Source organism: Vibrio sp. 10N.247.311.12, assembly GCF_041467515.1.
GTDB lineage: Bacteria > Pseudomonadota > Gammaproteobacteria > Enterobacterales > Vibrionaceae > Vibrio > Vibrio crassostreae_C.
In genome coordinates this window covers 86,362-109,332 of record NZ_JBFSUV010000005.1, presented here as the reverse complement: position 1 = coordinate 109,332, position 22,971 = coordinate 86,362, and the positions used below count along the sequence as shown (strand labels likewise).

At 47.6% G+C, this 22,971-nt stretch carries 1 protein-coding gene; it reads left to right on the top strand.

The window, feature by feature from the left end:
- Positions 1-157: 157 nt before the first annotated feature.
- Positions 158-22,822 (top strand): tandem-95 repeat protein, encoded by a 22,665-nt coding sequence (locus tag AB6E30_RS04315; protein ID WP_372102726.1) that lies wholly within the window; start codon positions 158-160, stop codon positions 22,820-22,822.
- Positions 22,823-22,971: the final 149 nt, after the last annotated feature.

Sequence of the window (22,971 nt, the reverse complement as noted above, 5' to 3'; positions counted from 1 at the left end):
AACTAAGGATGTTTAAAGGTAGTTTTCAAATTTTTTTTGATTCTTTATGTATAAAAAGAAAAATATGAAAAATGTTGTATAAAAACTTGGTTTTTCAAAATGGTGTCCTTTAATGCCTCTAAATACGATCAGTTAGCTAGTAGCAACGGAGGCTGTAATGGCAGGCGAAAATAACCAAAACAACCAAAATGAAGATCTCAATGACGCGGTAGAACAAACGGACACGAACGACGCGGGTACGCCCTCCCAACAGCAGAATCAACAAAATCAACAAAATACGATTGCGTCGACAATAGCGACGGGTGCTGAAAACACGGATGCGGCCGACGAGGTTAATCAGGCTTTAGAAGACAATCCGAGTGGCGCAGGTAATGCTGAAGATGCGTCGGCTTCTGGTGCGGCTGTTCAAGAAGAGACGCCAGAAAGCGATGGAGATTCTGATGCAGCTCAATCCAATGTAGTCGGTGGTGCGGCTTCGGAAGCTGGCTCGGACAATGCTGCTGGCAGTGGTGGCGGAGCAGGTGCTGGCGCTCAAGCAGTAGGTGGCGATAACGCAGAGTCTGCGACAGGTGGAGCAGATGCTGAAGGTAATGAAGAACAAGGCCAAGCTGCACGTACCTCTGCAGCGTCGAGTTCTACATCTTCTGAATCGGGTGAGCAACAAGTCGGTGACGACCTCGATTCACAGACAGTCGAAGAGACATTTGCCGTTGATGTTCAAGCTTCAGATGAAGAGACCATCAGTGAAGTAGAGGATGACTTTGATTCTGAAACAGTAAGCGAAACGTTTAAAATCCAAGTAGAAAGTGAAAATGATGCGCCAGAAGCAGAACAAAATCTGGCTTACATCATGGATGAAGATGGCTCCATCACATTCACTCAAGAACAATTACTCGAATACGCAAGTGATGTAGATGGGGACGAACTGGTTGCCTCTAACGTTCAAGTTGGTGCTGATGCAACCGTTCAAGACAATGGTGACGGTACTTTCACAGTAGTTCCTTCAGCTGACTTCAATGGTGAACTTGACCTTACTTTCGACATCAGTGACGGCCAAGAAACGATTAGCAGCGCAATTGATTTAACGGTACGTCCAATTAATGACGCGCCGGTTCCTGAAGATAAAACGTTTGAAATAGAGGAAGACGGAACTCTTGTCTTCACCGACGCTGATCTTCTTTCTGGTGCGACGGACATTGAAGGTGACAACCTTACTGTTGAAGGCGTGACCTACGATGGTGGCGACGGTATTCTTACCGACAACGGCAATGGGACTTACACCTTTGCTCCGAATGAAAACTTCAATGGCGACGTAAACTTCGGCTTCGATGTATCAGACGGCACCGATACGGTCTCTGCCAACATCGATGTGAGTGTAACTGCCGTTGATGATGCACCTGTGTCAGGCGATTTAGCGTACTCAATCGACGAAGATGGTTCTATCCGTCTAAGCCAAGAGCAACTGTTATCACAAGCATCTGATGTTGAAGGCGATGACCTTACTGCTAGTGGCCTAACGGTTGACGGTGATGCAACGGTTGTAGCCAACGACGATGGCAGCTTTACGATTACGCCAGATGAGAACTTCAATGGTGACATCGATATCAGTTTCGATATCTCTGATGGCACCAATACCGTTCAAGCTTCTGCAGACCTTACTGTTAATCCAGTTAATGACCTGCCAGTCCCTCAAGACCAACAGTTCAGCGTTGAAGAAGATGGCACGTTAATCTTCACTGATGCAGACCTATTAACAGGCGCAACGGACATTGAAGGTGACAACCTTACTATTGAAAGTGTGACCTACGACGGTGGCAACGGTATTCTTACCGACAACGGTAATGGCACATACACCTTCGCACCGAATGAAAACTTCAATGGTGACGTAAACTTCGGCTTCGATGTGTCAGATGGCACCGATACGGTATCAGCAAACATCGACGTGAGCGTAACTGCCGTTGATGATGCGCCAGTGTCTGGCGACCTAGCGTACTCAATCGACGAAGATGGTTCGATTCGTCTAAGCCAAGAGCAGTTGCTATCACAAGCATCAGATGTTGAAGGCGATGACCTAACAGCCAGCGGCTTAACGGTCGACGGTGATGCAACCGTTACTCAAAACGATGACGGCAGTTTCACGATTACGCCAGATGAAAACTTCAACGGTGACATCGATATCAGTTTCGATATCTCAGATGGCACCAATACCGTTCAAGCTTCAGCAGACCTGACGGTTAACCCAGTAAATGATTTACCTGTTCCACAAGACCAACAATTCAGTGTTGAAGAAGACGGCACGTTAATCTTCACTGATGCAGACCTATTAACAGGCGCAACGGACATTGAAGGTGACAACCTTACTATTGAAAGTGTGACCTACGACGGTGGCGACGGTATTCTTACCGACAACGGTAATGGCACATACACCTTCGCACCGAATGAAAACTTCAATGGTGACGTAAACTTCGGCTTCGATGTGTCAGATGGCACCGATACGGTCTCTGCCAACATCGATGTGAGTGTTACAGCGGTTGATGATGCGCCAGTGTCTGGTGACTTAGCGTACTCAATCGATGAAGACGGTTCTATCCGTTTAAGCCAAGAGCAATTGCTATCGCAAGCGTCAGATGTTGAAGGCGATGACCTGACAGCTAGCGACCTTACGGTTGGTGGAGATGCAACGGTTGTAGCTAATGATGACGGCAGCTTCACGATTACGCCAGATGAGAACTTCAATGGCGACATCGATATCAGCTTCGATATCTCAGATGGTACTAATACGGTTCAAGCATCAGCTGACCTAACCGTTAACCCAGTTAATGACCTGCCAGTACCTCAAGATCAACAGTTCAGCGTTGAAGAAGACGGCACACTCATCTTCACTGATGCAGACCTATTAACAGGCGCAACGGACATTGAAGGTGACAACCTAACGGTTGAAGGTGTGACCTACGATGGCGGTGACGGTATTCTTACCGACAACGGTAATGGTACGTACACCTTTGCTCCGAATGAGAACTTCAATGGCGACGTAAACTTTGGCTTTGATGTATCAGATGGTACCGATACAGTCTCTGCAAACATCGATGTGAGCGTTACGGCAGTTGATGATGCACCTGTGTCAGGCGACCTAGCGTACTCAATCGATGAAGACGGTTCTATCCGTTTAAGCCAAGAGCAGCTGCTTTCTCAAGCATCAGATGTGGAAGGTGATGACCTTACTGCTAGCGGCCTAACGGTTGGCGGTGATGCAACCGTTACTCAAAACGATGATGGCAGTTTCACGATTACGCCAGATGAGAACTTCAATGGTGACATCGATATCAGTTTCGATATCTCTGATGGCACCAATACGGTTCAAGCATCAGCTGACCTAACGGTTAACCCAGTTAACGACCTGCCAGTCCCTCAAGATCAACAGTTCAGCGTTGAAGAAGATGGCACGCTCATCTTCACCGATGCAGACCTGTTAACAGGTGCTACAGACATCGAAGGTGACAACCTTACAGTTGAAGGTGTGACCTACGATGGTGGCGACGGTATTCTTACTGATAACGGTAATGGTACGTACACCTTTGCTCCGAATGAGAACTTCAATGGCGACGTAAACTTTGGCTTTGATGTATCAGATGGTACCGATACAGTCTCTGCAAACATCGATGTGAGCGTTACGGCAGTTGATGATGCACCTGTGTCAGGCGACCTAGCGTACTCAATCGACGAAGACGGTTCGATTCGTCTAAGTCAAGAGCAGCTTCTATCGCAAGCTTCTGACGTAGAAGGCGATGACCTTACTGCTAGCGGCCTAACGGTTGGTGGAGATGCGACGGTTGTAGCTAATGATGACGGCAGCTTCACCATCACGCCAGATGAGAACTTCAACGGTGACATCGATATCAGTTTCGATATCTCTGATGGCACCAATACCGTTCAAGCATCGGCTGACCTAACGGTTAACCCAGTAAACGACCTACCAGTACCTCAAGATCAACAGTTCAGTATTGCAGAAGACGGTACTTTACAGTTCACAGACGCGGATCTGCTTACAGGCGCGGCAGACGTTGAAGGTGATAACCTGACGGTTGAGGGCATCACTTATGAAGGCACTGATGGCGTACTGACTGACTTGGGTGAGGGATCATATAGCTTTGCTCCAAACGAAAACTTCAATGGTGATGTGAGCTTTAGCTTCGATGTGTCAGACGGTACCGATACCGTGTCTGCAAACATTGATGTTAGCGTGACTCCTGAGAACGATCCGCCTGTTGCGGGCTCAACGTCCTACACGGTGAATGAAGATAATTCGATTACCATTTCTGATGCACAACTATTGGCAACATCTTCAGATATTGAAGGTGATGTATCGATAGACAGCGTGACTTACTCTGGTAGCGACGGTGTCCTCGAAATCAATGGTAACGGCACTTACACCTTCTCGCCAAATGAGAACTTCAGCGGTGAAATTGCACTGGATGTGGTTGTTGCTGATGAAGATGGTGCGACCGACTCAACGACCGCGGGCATCAATGTTCTTGAAGTGAACGATCCGCCGGTTGCAGGCCCTACGTCTTACACCATTGATGAAGACTCAGTACTTACCTTCAGTGAGTCTCAAGTGTTGCTTAACGCCTCAGATGTAGAAGGGGATGTTGAGCTTGTTGGTATTAGCTACGATGGCCCTGAGGGTATCTTCTCAGTAAATGGTGACGGCACTTGCAGCTTCGCTCCAAATGAGAACTTTAATGGCCAAGTTCAGCTTGATGTCACCATTCGTGATGAAGATGGTGCAGAAGTGGAAACCGTCATCAATGTTGACGTATTACCAATCAATGATGCGCCAGTGTCTGGTGATTTGGCTTACAACGTTAACGAAGATGGTTCAATCACACTGAGCCAAGATCAGCTGTTGTCTCAAGCGTCCGATGTAGAAGGCGAAGATCTAACCGCAAGTGACTTAACAGTTGGTGGTGATGCGACGGTTGTAGCTAACGATGACGGCAGTTTCACGATTACGCCAGATGAAAACTTCAACGGTGACATTGATATTCAATTCAACATCACTGACGGTACTGACACGGTTCAAGCAACCGCCGATCTTACTGTTAACCCAGTTAATGACTTGCCGGTTCCTCAAGACCAACAATTCAGTATCGCAGAAGACGGTACGCTTCAATTTACAGACGCCGACTTACTTACCGGTGCCACCGATATTGATGGCGACGACTTAACCGTTGAAGGTATTAGCTATACAGGTGGTGATGGCGTACTGACCGACCACGGTGATGGTACTTATACCTTTGCGCCAAACGAGAACTTCAATGGCGATGTGAACTTCAGTTTCGATGTGTCTGATGGCACAGAAACCGTTAGCGCTAACATTGATGTGAGTGTGACTCCTGAGAACGATCCGCCAGTTGCGGGTTCAACCTCATACATGGTCAATGAAGACAATGCCATCACAATTTCTGATGAACAGTTGCTAGCTAACTCTTCGGATATTGAAGGTGCGGTGTCGGTTGATACTGTGACTTACAGTGGCACTGATGGTGTGTTCCAAGATAACGGCGATGGCAGCTATACCTTCCTTCCTAATGAAAACTTCAGCGGTGATATCAGCCTTGATGTGATTGTTGCAGATGAAGAAGGTGCAATTGATGAAACCACAGCAGGTATTACCGTTCTTGAAGTGAACGATCCACCAGTTGCGGGTCCAACGTCATACACCATTGACGAAGATTCGGTTCTGACGTTCAGTGAATCTCAGATTCTTGTGAATGCTTCGGATGTCGAAGGAGATGTAGAACTTGTTGGCATTAACTACGATGGCTCTGACGGTATCTTCACTGTAAATGGTGATGGTACATGCAGCTTTGCACCCAACGAAAACTTCAATGGTCAGGTTCAACTGGGTGTGACCATTCAAGATGAAGATGGCGCAACGGTTGAAACACACATTAACGTTGATGTATTGCCAATCAATGATGCGCCAGTATCGGGCGATTTGGCTTACACCATCAATGAAGATAGCTCCATCACGCTAAGCCAAGAGCAATTGCTAGCAAGAGCAGGTGATATCGATAGCGACAACTTAGAAGCTATCAACCTATCTACTGATGAAAATGCGACCATCCAACACAATGATGATGGCAGCTACACCATCACACCGAACGCAGATTACAACGGTGACCTAGATCTGAACTTCGATATCATCGATAACGATGGTGGTTCAGTTCAAGTTGGCCTAGACATTACCGTGAATCCGGTTAATGACTTGCCACAAGCGCAAGATCAACAGTTCACGATTGAAGAAGACGGTACGTTACTCTTCACCGATGCTGACCTGCTTGTAGGCGCGTCGGATGTTGATGGTGACGAGCTGTCGATTGAAAACGTGCTCTACACTGGTGCAGATGGTGTTCTTAGCGATAATGGCGACGGCACATATAGCTTTGCTCCAAACGAGAACTTCAATGGTGATGTTCAATTCTCATTCGATGTCTCTGACGGTACTGATTCAACATCAGCTGTTATTGATGTCAGCGTAACGCCTGAGAATGACCCACCAGTAGCGGGCTCAACATCGTACACAGTTCAAGAAGATGGCCAAATCACGATCAGTGATGAGCAATTATTGGCAAACTCTTCCGATGTAGAAGGTGATGTTTCACTGTCTGGAGTATCGTACTCCGGTGATGACGGCTCTTTTGTTGATAATGGCAATGGTACTTACACCTTTACGCCAAATGAAAACTTCGATGGTGATATTTCACTAGACGTTGTTGTCGTTGACGAAGACGGTGCAACCGCAACCACAGCCGCTGGCATCGATGTTATCGCTGTGAATGACGGACCTGAAACTTCGGGCATTCAGGCTGAAGTCGATGAAGATAATTCAATCACCATTACTCAAGAGCAGTTACTCGCTAATGCGACCGATGTTGAAGGTGATGAGTTAACGGCATCTAACCTACAAACCAACGATCCAGATGCGACAATTGTTACTAATGACGATGGTTCATTCACTATTACGCACACAGAAAACTTCAATGGCGAGTTGGACTTCACATACAGCATCAGTGATGGTGAGAATGAAGTTCTGACGACACTCGACTTGACGGTTAACCCTGTCAACGATGCGCCAGAAGCGGGCGATGAAATCTTCATCCAAGCGCAAGAAGACCAAACAGTTGGTGTGACACTTCGTGAAGAACCAGCACTACGTTTAGACCAAGCGCCAGAAAACGGCATCATTGAAGCAAATGTGAATGACGAATGGGTGGTACTGGAAGTAGGACAAGAAGTTCCTGCAGATACCGAAGTGCGCTTTGTTCCAAGTGAAGATGCTCTTGCTGAAGGTACACACACCACACAAATCGGTACGTTTGACGATAACGCGAGTGTGGATGATTGGGGTACAGAAGTTGACCCTTATACGCGTGAGTTCTCAGATGGTGACTTAACGGTAACTGTTCAAAGTAACGATGACCCTCTTGGTGCCTGGAATGGCAACACCCACATTGGTCATGGTATCGGTGATACTGACCGCCAAGGCTTAAGTGGTGATGAGAAACTGACGGTTTCAGTTGAAGGTCAAGACATCAATGAAATCAGTTTCCACCTAGATGGTTTGGGTGGCTGGTTCATGGAAGAGTCTCGTCACTTTACAGAAGTAGAAATCAAAGCGTTCAATGAGGATGGCGACCTAATTGACTCGATGACTTACCACAAAGAAGACCGTGGTACTTTCGAGACAGATTACACGCTAACGGTTGATCAACCAGTGTCCTACTTTGAGCTTGGTACCGTGCAAGGTAATGGTACTTACGTCGTTCAAAACATGACAGTGTCACAAACTTGTCATGATGAAGCGGTGTTTACATCGATTGGTGTAGATGGTTCAGAGATTACTGAAACGGTTGAGTTGAATATCCATGCGGGTGACAACGAAATCGAGTTAACGGCTGATCTTCCGAATATTACTGTCGATACCGATGGTTCTGCCCAGTTTGCTTCGGTTGTGATTACCGAAGAGCAACTACTGGCGCAAGCATCTGATATTGATGGCGACGACCTTGATATTGAAAATCTAGAGCTAGTGGGTGAAAACTCAGAGCATGCAACACTCACCGATAATGGTGATGGCACTTGGACGGTAACACCGGATGAAAACTTCCATGGTGAAATCGAACTTGGTTACCAAGTTACCGATGGTGAGCTGACAGACAGCAATATCATCAATATCAATTTCGAATCAGTAAATGATGCGCCAATCGTTTCTGGCCCGATTGTTCTATCGACAGATGAAGATGAAGGTATCACGTTCAGTGCAGATGACTTGCTAGCGAACACCACAGATGTGGAAGGCGATACGCTGTCTATTTCTGACATCACTTACGGTGGTGATAACGGTGAGCTAGTTGATAACGGCGATGGTACGTTTACCTTCATGGCGAATGAAAACTTCAATGGTGAAATCGACATCGACTACAAGGTGTTTGATGGAACTGATGAAGTTGCAACGCATCTAGACCTAACGGTCGTACCAGTCAATGATGTGCCGGTTCCGGGTGAACCATTGCACACCCAAATGCTTGAAAACGGCTCCATGATCATCGAAGCGAAAGACCTATTGTCTGGTGCTACCGATGTTGATGGCGACATTCTTCATGTCGAAAACCTATTACTTGCAGACCAAACGCAAGGTACGTTAACGGATAACGGTGATAATACCTTTACCTTCGAACCTGCAGAAGACTTCTACGGTGAAGTGAATCTGACTTTCGATATCAGTGATGGCCAAGCAAGCGCACCAAGTACAGCAAGAGTTGACGTTGAAATTGTCAATGAAGGCCCAGAGGTTGGTGGTCCAATTGAAGCCGCTGTTGATGAAGATGGTTCAATCACTATCACTCAAGAGGATCTGTTAGCGAATGCAACCGATGTAGATGGCGATAACCTTGAAGCGGTTAACTTTGCGACCAACGATCCAAATGCGGTTGTTGTAGAAAACCCAGACGGTAGCTTCACTATTACACCAAGTGCAGATTTCTTTGGTGAGATTGAGTTTACTTATGATGTCACTGACGCGATCGAAACTGTTGCGGCTGACCTCAACCTAACCGTAAACCCTATCAACGATGCTCCAGACGTGCCTGACATGTCTTTCACTACGGAAGACGGTCAAGCGATTACCATTACCGAAGCTGAACTATTAGCACAAGCGACAGACATTGAAGGCGACGAACTGTCAGTTGTGAATGTGACGAGTGCAAGCGACACGGTAGAAGTCACAGACAATGGCGATGGAACATACACATTAACACCAGAGCAGGGCTTCTTCGGTAACGTTGACTTAGCGTTTGATGTGAGCGATGGCACTGATGTGGTTGCCGCAAACATCGACCTAAAAGTTGAGTTCGTCAACGATGCGCCAGAAGCGACGCCAATGGTGGCAGATGTCGACGAAGATGGTTCAATCCTCGTTACACAAGAAATGTTGTTGGAGAACGCGAGCGACCAAGATGGCGATGAGCTATTTGCTTCTTCGCTTGAAACCAATGATCCGAACGCCAGCATTGTAGACAATGGTGATGGCACGTACACAGTGACACCTTCTGAAAACTTCAACGGTGATATTGCATTCACTTATGAGGTGAGCGATGGTGAGCTGAGCACGTCTAATGATATGACATTGACCGTTAATCCGGTGAATGACATTCCAATTGTTGCTCCAGGCATGTACCACATTGAAGAAGATGGCAGCATCCTGTTCACTCAAGAAGATCTGTTGAGTGGTGCGATTGATATTGATGGCGATGACCTAAGCGTTACTAGCATCAATTACTCTGGCGATGAAGGCACAGTCACCGACAATGGTGACGGCACGTTCAGCTTCGTTCCTGAAGAGCACTTCAGTGGTGATCTGCAGTTCAGCTTTACGGTAACAGACGGTACGGATGAGGTTGAACAAGACCTTAACGTTCATATTGAAGCAGTCGCGGATGCGCCGGATCTTGTGATAACCGATGGCGACGGCGTTAACGTTGATGACCAAGCTATTTTGGTTGAGCCAGGCGGCATTGTTGAACTGAACATTGCGGCGGCACTTGTCGACCAAGACTTGTCTGAAACACTCACTGTTACAGTAGATGGTGTGCCAGAAGGTTCGGTTATTCAATACGATAACGAAGGCGTTCTGAATGACCAAGAGAACGGTATCACCAGTTACAACGACACTGAAATCACAGTAACGTTTGAAGGTGAGACGGCTGGCTACCAAAACGCTGCGGGTTACTACAAAGTAGACGAAGACGGCAACATCACAGGTGTTGAAGTTGTTTACGAAAACGCATCACAAGTTGGTGGTGGCGGCGACCTTGTTCCAGGGCAAGATCAATTCAGCTTCCAAGTCGAGGAAGGCGAAAGCTTTAACCTGTTCTTAATTCCAAACGGACATCAGCACAACGACTTTGATGCGATGCAAGACGGTCAGTACGAGTTCCGTGCTGAGGATGGTTCGCCTGCGAACATGGATACGGTTGATCCTCAACTTGTCTTTGTGGCTGCTGATGGAACCGAGACAGTGATTCAAGGCCAGAATGGTGACGCGATCTTCCATGGTGGTTCAAGCTCTCAGCTAAACCAAGATGGTATCGAACATACTCGCACGACGGTTAATGAAGACGGCGAGCTGGTTTACGGCTTTGAAGATTTGTATGGCGGCGGTGATGCTGACTACACAGATTTCAACTTCACAATCGATGTGGGTGAAGTGAACAGCCAAATCTACAGCGGTGAAGTAACGGTTGGCCCTGATGGTACGGTGAACTTACCGACAACGGCTATCGAAAATTCACTACAAATCCAGTTACCAGAAGACTTCAACGAACAGTTTGAAGTTCATGTAACGGCAACCGCAACAGAGCTATCGAATGATGATTCTGAAACGGTCTTTCAAACCATCTACATTAACGCGACAGGCGCGCACATTGAGCACGCACCTGAAGCGCTGCCTGTTGCAGCAACAGTAGAAGAAGATGGTTCTATCACCATTACGCAAGAAGACTTGTTAGCTAATGCTCGAGATCTCGATGGCGACCAGCTGACGGCTCTGAATTTAGCGACCGATGATGAGAGCGTTACGATTACCGATAACGGTGATGGTACGTACACATTAACGCCAGATGCTGATTTCAATGGCGATGTTAGCTTTACGTTTGATGTGTCTGATGGTGATGATGTTGTCTCTACCAACCTAGAGCTAACAGTTTCACCAGTGAACGATGGTCCAGAAGCACAAGACCAGGCATTCACAGTCGGCGAAGATGGCGTGTTAACCTTCAATGACCAAGACCTATTAACAGGTGCGACGGACATTGAAGGGGACGACCTAAGTGTTGAAGGTGTAACTTACACTGGCGCAGATGGTGTCCTAACCGACAATGGCGATGGCACATACAGCTTCGCGCCAAACGAAAACTTCAATGGCGATGTCAACTTCTCGTTCAATGTATCAGATGGAACCGATACGGTAACCGCTAACATTGATGTGAGCGTGACGCCAGAGAATGATCCTCCGGTTGCGGGTAGTACGTCTTACACGGTTCATGAAGACAACTCTATTACAATCAGTAACGAACAACTGCTAGCGAACTCTTCGGATATCGAAGGCGAAGTCGCAATTGATAACGTGACTTACAGTGGTAGCGACGGTGTTCTGGAAATCAACGGTGACGGTACATACACCTTCTCGCCAAACGAGAACTTTAATGGCGAAGTTAGCTTAGATGTTGTCGTGACGGATGAAGATGGCGCGACCGAAGCAACAACTGCGGGTATTACTGTCCTTGAGGTGAACGATCCGCCTGTTGCTGGCCCAACGTCATACACCATCGATGAAGATTCAGTACTGACTTTCAATGAGTCTCAAGTTCTGCTGAACGCTTCTGATATTGAAGGTGATGTTGAGCTTGTTGAGATCAACTACGATGGCCCAGACGGTATCTTCTCAATCAATGGTGACGGTACATGTAGCTTCGCTCCGAATGAAAACTTCAACGGCCAAGTGCAGTTGGATGTGACCATTCAAGATGAAGACGGCGCTCAAGTTGATACGTTTATTACGGTTGATGTATTACCAATCAACGACGTGCCAGTATCAGGCGACCTGGCATACAGTGTTGAGGAAGACGGTTCGATTACCTTGAGCCAAGAGCAGCTTCTTTCTCAAGCAAGCGATGTAGACGGAGACGACCTTACTGCTTCTAACTTGATTGTTGATGGAGACGCGACGGTTGTTGCTAACGATGACGGCAGCTTTACCATTACGCCAGATGCGAACTTCAATGGTGACATTGACCTAACGTTCGACATTAGCGACGGTACAGACACGCTCGTTGCGACGGCTGACCTAACCGTTAACCCAGTCAATGACCTTCCACAACCACAAGATCAAACGTTCAGCATTGGCGAAGACGGCATCTTGAACTTCACAGATGAAGACTTGCTAACAGGTGCTACCGATATCGATGGGGATGACCTATCGGTTGAAGGCGTGACTTACACAGGTGCCGACGGTGTTCTTACTGACAATGGCGACGGAAGCTACAGCTTTGCGCCAAACGAGAACTTCAATGGTGATGTGAACTTCAGTTTTGATGTGTCAGATGGCACGGATACGGTTCAAGCCAACATTGATGTCAGCGTGACACCAGAGAACGATCCACCGGTTGCAGGTAGCACGTCTTACACCGTTCATGAAGACAACTCAATTACCATCAGCGACGAACAGTTACTTGCTAACTCTTCTGACATTGAAGGTGATGTGGCAGTCGATAGCGTGACTTACACTGGCGCTGACGGTGTCTTTGAAGACAACGGTGACGGTACTTACACCTTCTCACCAAACGAAAACTTCAACGGCGAAGTTAGCCTTGATGTTGTCGTAACTGATGAAGAGGGCGCAACTGAAGCGACCACCGCGGGTATTACTGTACTTGAGGTGAACGATCCACCAATCGCAGGCTCAACCAGCTACTCAGTCAACGAGGACGAAGTTATCACCATCAGTTCAGAGCAACTGTTGGCAAACGCTTCTGATATCGAAGGTGAAGTGGCGATTGATAGCGTTAACTACACAGGTTCAGACGGTATCTTTACCGACAATGGTGACGGAACATTCAGCTTCGCACCTAACGCTAACTTCGATGGCGACGTAAGCCTTGATGTTGTCGTTACTGATGAAGAAGGCGCAACCGTAGCGACCAACGCAAGCATTGATGTTCTGCCTGTTAACGATGCTCCGGTATCGGGCGACTTGGCGTACAGCGTGGACGAAGATGGCTCAATTACCTTGAGCCAAGAGCAATTACTTGCTCAAGCGAGTGATGTTGATGGCGATGACTTAACAGCGGCTAACCTAACCGTTGGTGGTGATGCGACAGTTACAGCAAACGATGATGGTAGTTTCACTATCACGCCAGATGCTAACTTCAATGGCGACATTGATTTGAACTTCGACATTACCGATGGCGATGCGACGCTTCAAGCAACGGCTGATCTTACCGTTAACCCTGTCAATGACTTGCCAACAGTCGGTGAGCCACAGTTTGTGACTCAAGAAGACACCAGCTTTACCTTTACAGAAGAGCAACTGCTGCAAAATGCGGGCGACATTGATGGCGATAACCTATCGGTTGAAAATGTGGCTTCAGATAGCGGTACTTTGGTTGATAACGGCGACGGTACTTACACATTCGCACCGAATGAAAACTTCGACGGCAATGTGAACGTGACGTTCGACGTGAATGACGGTACAGCGACAGTACCAGCAGAAGCGACGATTGATGTTCAATCTGTGGTTGATATGCCAGAGCTGTCGATTGCTTCTGACCTAGTGATTGCTTCTGACAACTTCGAGTCTGGCTCAAACGGCTGGAATACCGGTACTGAAAGCTCACAAGGCTTCGAATCAGGTGACATGCTAGGTCGTATTGGTGGCACTGGTGGCGATGAAGCTGTCAGCAAAACTTACGACATTCCAAGTGATGTGAGCGAAGTTAATATCTCGTTCAGTTTCTACGAAATTGATTCTTGGGATGGTGAGTCATTCCAAATCTTTGTCGGCGGCGAAGAGCTTACTTCGTTAGATAACTCGGCGTTCCAAACTCAAGATGGCACTACAACGTTGTACGATTCAGCGGGCAATGAAGTCGGTGAAGTTGTTCACGGCGTGTCGCAAGGTGAAGGCTTCAGTGGTTGGAACGACCAAGCACATCAAATCAACCTAACGGTACCCGTTGAAGACGGCCAACTTGAGTTAGGCTTCGGTTCAACCTTGAACCAAGGTGTGAGTGACGAGGCGTTTGGTATCGACAACATCGAAATCACAGTGTCTGACGCGGATTACCAAATCATTGGTACTGAAGACACACCTGTACCACTTGATATTGATGCAGCTCTAACAGATACCGATGGCTCAGAAAACCTTGCTATCTTGATTGAAGACGTGCCAGAAGGCAGCTCGCTTTCTGCAGGTACCGATAACGGTGATGGCACTTGGTCATTGCAACCAGGCGAGCTAGAAGGGCTAGAGTTTATCCCTTCAGGTGACTTCAATGGTGATGTGGTTCTAACTGTGAATGCAACATCAACAGATGTTGATACCGGTACAACCGCAACAGCTACGCAAGACGTGACGATTCACATCTCACCTGCGAACGATGCTCCAGAAGTTGACGGTGATATTAGTGCCGTTACAGCCGAAGATAACAGCATCACGTTAACTCAAGAGCAGTTGCTAGAGCACGCTGTCGACATTGATGGTGATGACCTATCAGCAATCAACCTAACCACCAATGATGAAAATGCGACCGTTCAAATGAACGACGATGGCAGTTTCACCATTACACCGAGTGAAAACTTCAACGGTAATATCGAATTTAGTTACGATGTCACCGATGGAGAGGACATGGTCGCTGCTGGCCTAGACTTGACGGTAACACCTGTCAATGATGCGCCAGAGCCACAAGATCAAGCATTCACTATTGGTGAAGATGGGGTTCTTAACTTCACTGACGCAGACCTGTTAACGGGTGCAACGGATGTTGAAGGTGACGACCTAACAGTCGAAGGTGTGACATACACTGGTGCTGATGGTGTGCTTACTGACAATGGTGACGGAAGCTACAGCTTTGCGCCAAACGAGAACTTCAATGGTGATGTGAACTTCAGCTTTGATGTGTCAGATGGCACGGATACGGTTCAAGCCAACATTGATGTGAGCGTGACGCCTGAGAACGATCCACCAGTGGCGGGTAGCACGTCTTACACTGTGCATGAAGACAACTCAATCACGATCAGTAACGAACAGCTATTAGCCAACTCTTCAGATATTGAAGGTGAGGTTGCGATTGATAGCGTGACTTACACTGGCAGTGATGGTGTGTTCGAAGACAACGGTGACGGCACTTACACCTTCTCTCCAAACGAGAACTTCAATGGAGATGTGAGTTTAGCGGTTGTTGTTACCGATGAAGAAGGGGCAACAGAAGCGACTACCGCGGGAATCACTGTACTTGAGGTGAACGATCCGCCAATCGCAGGCTCAACCAGTTACTCAGTCAACGAAGATGAAGTTATCACCATCAGTGCAGAGCAACTGTTGGCGAACTCTTCTGATATTGAAGGTGAAGTGGCGATTGATAGTGTTACTTACACAGGCGCTGACGGTATCTTTACTGACAACGGCAACGGCACATTCAGCTTTGCACCGAACGCAAACTTCGATGGCGATGTTAGCCTCGATGTAGTGGTGACAGATGAAGACGGTGCGACAGTAGCCACCAGCGCAAGTATTGATGTTCTTCCAATTAATGATCCACCAGTATCGGGTGACTTGGCATACAGCATTGATGAAGATGGTTCGATTACTCTGACTCAAGAGCAGTTGCTATCTCAAGCATCTGATGTGGATGGCGATGACCTGACCGCAAGCAACCTAAGCGCAGGCGATAATGCAACTGTTGTTGATAATGGCGATGGCACCTTTACGGTAACGCCAGATGCTAACTTCAATGGCGATATCGACCTAAGCTTTGATATTTCAGACGGCACTGAGTCAATTGTGGCGAACGCCGATCTGACGGTAAACCCAGTCAATGACTTGCCAACGACATCTGATGTTTACGCGAACGTTGATGAAGATCATGTCATCACTATCACGCAGGAGCAGCTACTTGCGAATGCCGCTGATATTGAGGGCGATGACCTTGTCGCTTCCGACTTAACCTTAGTGGGCGACGATGCAACGATTGTCGACAATGGCGATGGCACGTTCTCAATCACTCCAAGCGAAAACTTCAATGGCTACATCGATGTTGCCTACAGCATCAGCGATGGCGACACACCAATTGCCGCTAACTTAGGCTTAACCGTTGACCCAGTTAACGACGCGCCAATTGTTTCTGCTGATGTGGCGATAACCATTGAAGAAGACGGTTCATACACCATTACTCAAGAAGAGCTCCTACAATTCGCGACTGACATCGAAGACGATGACATGACCGCAATTATCGGAGAGCAGGGCGATGAAACAACCGTAACCGGTACAGTGTTGGATGCTGAAACTGGCAATCCAATCGCAGGTGCGGATGTTACGCTAACCGACAACGCAGGTCATTCTTACACAGCGGTGACCGATCAATCTGGTAACTACTCTGTGAGCGGTCCAGTTGTTGACCAAGGTACCGTTACGATTGAACAAGAAGGCTCAATTACTAGCAGCTTCCTAGTTCCAGCAGGCGAAGATACCAATGGTGGCGTGACTGCAATATCTGAAGTCCTTGAAGAAACAGATATGCGTATCGTGGTCACATGGGGTGACAGTCCACGTGATATGGACAACCACCTATGGCTCTACGATACAGAGAATGGCAGTGAGCTAGACCATATTTACTATCGCGACATGAGCCATGATTTGGGTGAAGGTAATGTCGTTCAGCAAGATGTAGATGACACGAATGGCGGTGGTCCTGAAACCATCACTATTCCAAATTATCAAGATGCTGACATGCACTATTCAGTACACAACTACACCAGCAGAAGTTGGGATGTAGATGGTGTTGAAGATGTACAAGTTCAGGTGTTTGTAGGCGATACATTGGTTGAAACCTTTAGCCCTGATTTATCTGAAAGCCCATCGGGTGACCACTGGCATGTATTTGATATCGTGAACGGCGTTATTGTTCCAAGCCAAGATGTAGGCAGCGAGAATGCGTTTGATTTACCAACGGCAGAAGAAGCGCTCGCGAATGAAAACGGCATTGATATCTCTGAATTGCTAACCGGCGAGGAAGGTGATGATTCTGGTGAAACGGGTGGTAACGAACCAAGTGTTGGAGATGTTTCCATTGAGAACGCTCTTATCACTGACAATGGTGATGGTACTTACACCATTACACCGGAAGAGAACTTCAATGGTGAATTCTCGATTAGCTACAACGTAGACGATGGCAACGGTGGGGTTACTCCAGCGGAACTAGACGTGACTGTAACAGCAGTTAACGACCTTTCTGTAATTTACGACCACGACTACACCATTAATGAAGATGGTTCGTTGACCTTTACCGATGAACAGCTACTGACTGGTGCAACGGATATTGACGGCGATGATCTTTCTGTCGAGTCGGTTAACTACGAAGGTACAGACGGTGTGTTCACGGATAACGGCGACGGTACTTATACCTTTGCTCCAAACGAGAACTTCAATGGTAATGTCGACCTAACTTACGATGTGAGTGATGGTACAGATGTTGTATCGGCGAATATTGATGTTCAAGTGGTTCCAATCAACGACGTACCGGTAGCGGGTTCTACGACTTACAGTGTTGAAGAAGACGGCAGTATCACCCTAAGCGATGCACAACTTCTAGCGAATAGCTCGGATGTTGAAGGGGAAGTGTTTGTCAGCGATGTAAGCTACAGCGGCACTGATGGTGTATTCACTGATAATGGTGATGGTACTTACACCTTTGCTCCAAACGAAAACTTTAACGGTGACATCAGTCTTGATGTATCTGTTATGGATGAAGATGGCGCAACCGCTGAAACAACCGCAGGTATCGACGTCATTGCTGTTAATGACTTGCCGGTTGCAGGTTCAACGACCTACAGCGTTGACGAAGATAACGTGATTACCATCTCTGAAGCACAGCTTCTTGCGAACAGCTCAGACATTGAAGGTGATGTATCCGTTAGCGACGTTTCCTACTCAGGCGCAGACGGTATATTTACTGACAATGGTGATGGTACTTACAGCTTCGCACCAAATGAAAACTTCAACGGCAATGTCAGCCTAGATGTCACCGTTGCTGATGAAGAGGGTGCAACCGCTCAAACGACTGCGGGAATAGATGTTATCGCAGTCAACGACGCACCAGTATCGGGTGACTTGGCTTACTCTGTGGATGAAGATGGTTCAATCACGCTAAGCCAAGAGCAACTGCTTGCTCAAGCATCGGATGTGGACGGCGATGATCTTACCGCTGCCAACCTAACCGCGGGTGATAACGCGACCGTTACGGCAAACGATGATGGTTCATTTACCATTACCCCAGATGCTGACTTCAATGGCGATATTGACCTAAGCTTCGACCTTTCTGATGGTACTGAAACGGTTGTTGCAACGGCCGACCTTACTGTGAATCCAGTGAATGACATCGCAGTTGTAGAAGATGTCGCTTACACCATTGAAGAAGACGGTTCACTTACCTTTACAGACGAGCAACTGCTAGCGGGTGCTTCTGATATTGATGGTGATGAGCTGTCAGTTGCCGACGTGTCTTACACTGGCGCAGAGGGTGTGTTCACCGACAATGGCGATGGCACTTACACCTTTGCACCAAACGAGAACTTCAATGGTGACGTAAGTCTGGACTTCTCAGTATCTGATGGTACAGAGACGGTTGACGCAAATATCGACGTAACGGTAACAGACGTTAACGATGCACCAGTGGCAGGCGCAACGTCTTACCAAATGAACGAAGATGGCACCATCACATTGAGCCCTGAGCAGTTGATTGCTAATAGCTCCGATGTGGACGGTGAAGTGTCGCTTGATAGCGTGAGCTACTCAGGTGCAGACGGTATCTTGGTTCAAAATGAAGATGGTTCGGTAACGTTCGCACCAAACGAAAACTTTAACGGCGACATCAACCTTGATGTGACGGTTATTGATGACGACGGTGCAACGGCTCAGACTACCGCTGGTATTGAAGTTGTTGCAGTTAACGACGCACCAGTGGCCGGAAACGTCGCTTACTCGGTTGATGAAGATGGTTCAATTACGCTATCTCAAGAGCAGTTGCTGGCTAACGCATCCGATGTTGATGGTGATGCACTGACCGCAAGCAACCTATCCGCAGGTGACAATGCGACCGTAACAGCGAACGACGATGGTTCATTTACAATCACTCCGGATGCTGATTTCAACGGTGACATTGACCTAAACTTCGATGTGTCAGATGGCCTTGAAACTGTTCAAGCTGGCGTCGACCTAACCGTTAACCCAGTCAATGACCTACCGACAGCCGCAGACCAAAGCTTCACCGTTGAGGAAGATGGAACGCTAATCTTCACTGACGCTGACCTATTAGCAGGCGCTGCGGATATTGATGGTGATGACCTGTCTATCGCTGACGTGTCTTACACGGGCGCAGAGGGTGTGTTCACTGACAACGGTGACGGCACTTATAGCTTTGCTCCGAACGAGAACTTCAATGGCGATGTAAATCTTGGCTTCACAGTGACTGATGGCACTGAGACAGTAGATGCCAATATTGGTGTGACGGTAACGGATGTTAACGATGCGCCAGTAGCGGGTTCTACGTCTTACCAAATGAACGAAGATGGCACGATTACTATTAGTCCTGAGCAGTTGATTGCTAATAGCTCTGACGTTGATGGTGAAGTGTCGCTTGAAAGCGTGACTTACTCAGGCTCTGACGGCACCTTGGTTCAAAACGATAACGGGTCTGTGACCTTCACGCCAAACGAGAACTTTAATGGTGATATCAGCCTAGATGTGGTCGTGACCGATGATGACGGTGCGACTGCTACAACAACGGCAGGAATCGAAGTTCTGGCTGTGAACGATGGACCTGAGTCGGAGGATGTGAAACTAACCACAGCCGAAGACAGCACCATTCTTATCACACAAGACATGTTGTTAGCTCAAGCTACCGACATCGATAACACCGCAGACGAGCTGTCGGCTTCTGGTCTACAAATCGACCCTAGCTTGGGTGAGTTGCTAGATAACGAAGATGGTACTTGGTCATTTGCACCAAACGAAAACTTCAATGGCGATGTGCCAATGACGTTTAACGTTAGCGATGGCCAAGAGACAATTTCAGTCGACGGCAACATCGATGTTACGCCAGTGAATGATGCACCTGAAGCGCCAATGATTGAGATGCAAGGCGAAGAAGATGTGGTCATGGTGATTGACCCGGCTTACATCGCGGATCAAGTGACAGACCTTGATGGCGACGAGATCAGCATTGAGAGCATCACAGTTCGAGCTCCAGCGAACGCGACCTTAACTCAGCAACCAGACGGCATGTATCACTTAGTGACTACTCAAGACTTCAATGGCTTAGTAGAACTCGGTTATCAAGCGACTGACGGTGAAGAAGTGGTTGATGGCTCGCTGAATGTGGATGTCATTCCGGTTAACGACGCACCATTCAACGTCGGCAACGCAATGATGACCACCAACGAAGATGGCGCGTTCACCTTCGATGCTGGCGACTTGATGAACTTGTTCGGTGACATTGATACCGCAGACCTTGTTGTTTCTCGCATTATCACCGCAGACGGTGAAGATGGCGGAGAAGTTACAGACAACGGTGATGGTACTTGGACATTCACACCAACAGGCGACTTTGCGGGTGTTTCTGACCTACAAGTTGTCGTGAGTGACGGTGAGTTCGAAACGGTTCTCGATGTTCCTGTGTACGTACGTCCTGTCGCAGATGGCGCGGTTATTTCAACTGACCATGACGGTCCATTAGTCTTCGGCGAAGATGAAACGGGTCACTTGGGACTGAACGTTGGCCTAGTCGATGATTCAGAAACACTAAGTAACTTGGTGATGACAGGTTTCCCTGTTGGATTCGAGGTAACAGATGGTGTGAATACCGTGATGATCACCGAGCCGGGTCAATACATCGACCTGTTCGACTGGGATATCTCAAACATTCAAATGACGCCTCCTGAAGACTTCCATGGTGAGTTCTTCGTAACGGTTAGCGCAACAACGGTTGATTACGGAGATGAGCCGGAAGCGTTTGAAGATGGCATCGATTCTGGTGATTTCGAAACCGTAGCGGGTGATTCCATCATCCTAACGGCGGACGACCTAATCGGTTTGGCTGAGAATGTGGATGCTGACAGTGATGATGAAGTGAAACTGGTTCATCTTGCCGACCGCAGCCAAGGTGAGATTGTCGATAATGGCGATGGCACTTGGACCTTCACACCAGCACCAGGCTTCACTGGCGAAGCAGATATAGCTTACGTGGTTGATAAAGATGGCGTGCTTCATGATGAGCAAACTGGCGTGGTCGTGAAAGAAGGCGACTCGCAAGAGAATGCAGCACCAGAAGTTAACAGCATCACAACGACGGAAATCGCAGCGGATGCAACCTTGTCGTTCACTGATGAAGACATGTTAGCGAATCTGAGCGATGCAGAAGGCGACAGCTTGAGCATTGAGTCAGTAAGCTTGATGGAAGGTCAGGGCGTAATTGAGAGCGATAACCAAGGTAACTATCAATTCACTCCTGCTGAAGACTACACCGGCGATGTTCAAGTTGGGTTTATAGCGACCGATGGCGAAAATCGCATCGAAAGCTTCTTCAATGTGGATATCCAAAGTGGCGATGAAGCAGCGGCGAGCGAAGGTTATACCTTAGCTGATGATGGTTCACTAACTATCACGGATGCACAGCTGGTGGATGAGTTAGGCGTCAGTGATTCTGCACAAGTTGTTGATGTTGCAGACGCGAACGATGCTGGCTTCTTTGCCGAATCAGGTGAAGGTGAGTGGACTTACTGGCCGAACGAAGACTTCGATGGCAATTTAGCGATGAATGTTGAAGTTAACGACGGCGGTGAAGTATCAAGTCACAGCTTAAGCATCCAAGTTGAAGATGATTCAGTACAAAGTGATGAACCACAAGTCCAAGCTGCTCAAGCAACAGAAGAGCAACAAGTGGAAGTGGCTCAACAAGCTGATGACCAAGCTCAAGATGCTGAAACTGAAGACAGCGCAGCAGATGTAACTGCGGCGCCGGGCGATACTATCTCTATCTCGATTCCAGATGAGGTGAGTGGTAACGAATCGGTTGATTACGCTGATATGTCTGGCTTACCTGAGGGCGCTACTGTGAGCAACGCACTGGATAACGGTGATGGTAGCTTCACAATCAGTGGCAACCTAGAGCAGCCTGTATCCGTTGAACTTCCAGAAGGTTATGAAGGTACTAGCGAGATCCAATTCCAAGGTTACGACGAATTGGGTAGCTCAATAGACGGTGCTAGCGGTTCTGTTGAAGTTGAGGTCGATGATCAATACACCATGCAAGGCTCTACGCAAGAACAGCAACCGGACATGGCAGGTATGGAATCTGGTGGCAGCGACTGGACAAGTGCGGGAGGTCAAGACCAAGGTGTCGACTTCACGGACGACTCTGGAAGTTTCGATTCAGATTCTCAAACTGGAACCGATCAAGGCAACGACTTCGACCAAAGCTCGATTTAATCGAGAGGGCTTAGTTTTAGTCTAAACCGACAAGCAGATAGGGCAGCGTAAAGTTGCCCTCATTAAAGCCATGTAGAGTTATTGATACATGGCTTTTTTTTATTTATTTTTTTGTTTCGCTAAATAAACTTGAGAACAGGTAAATATGT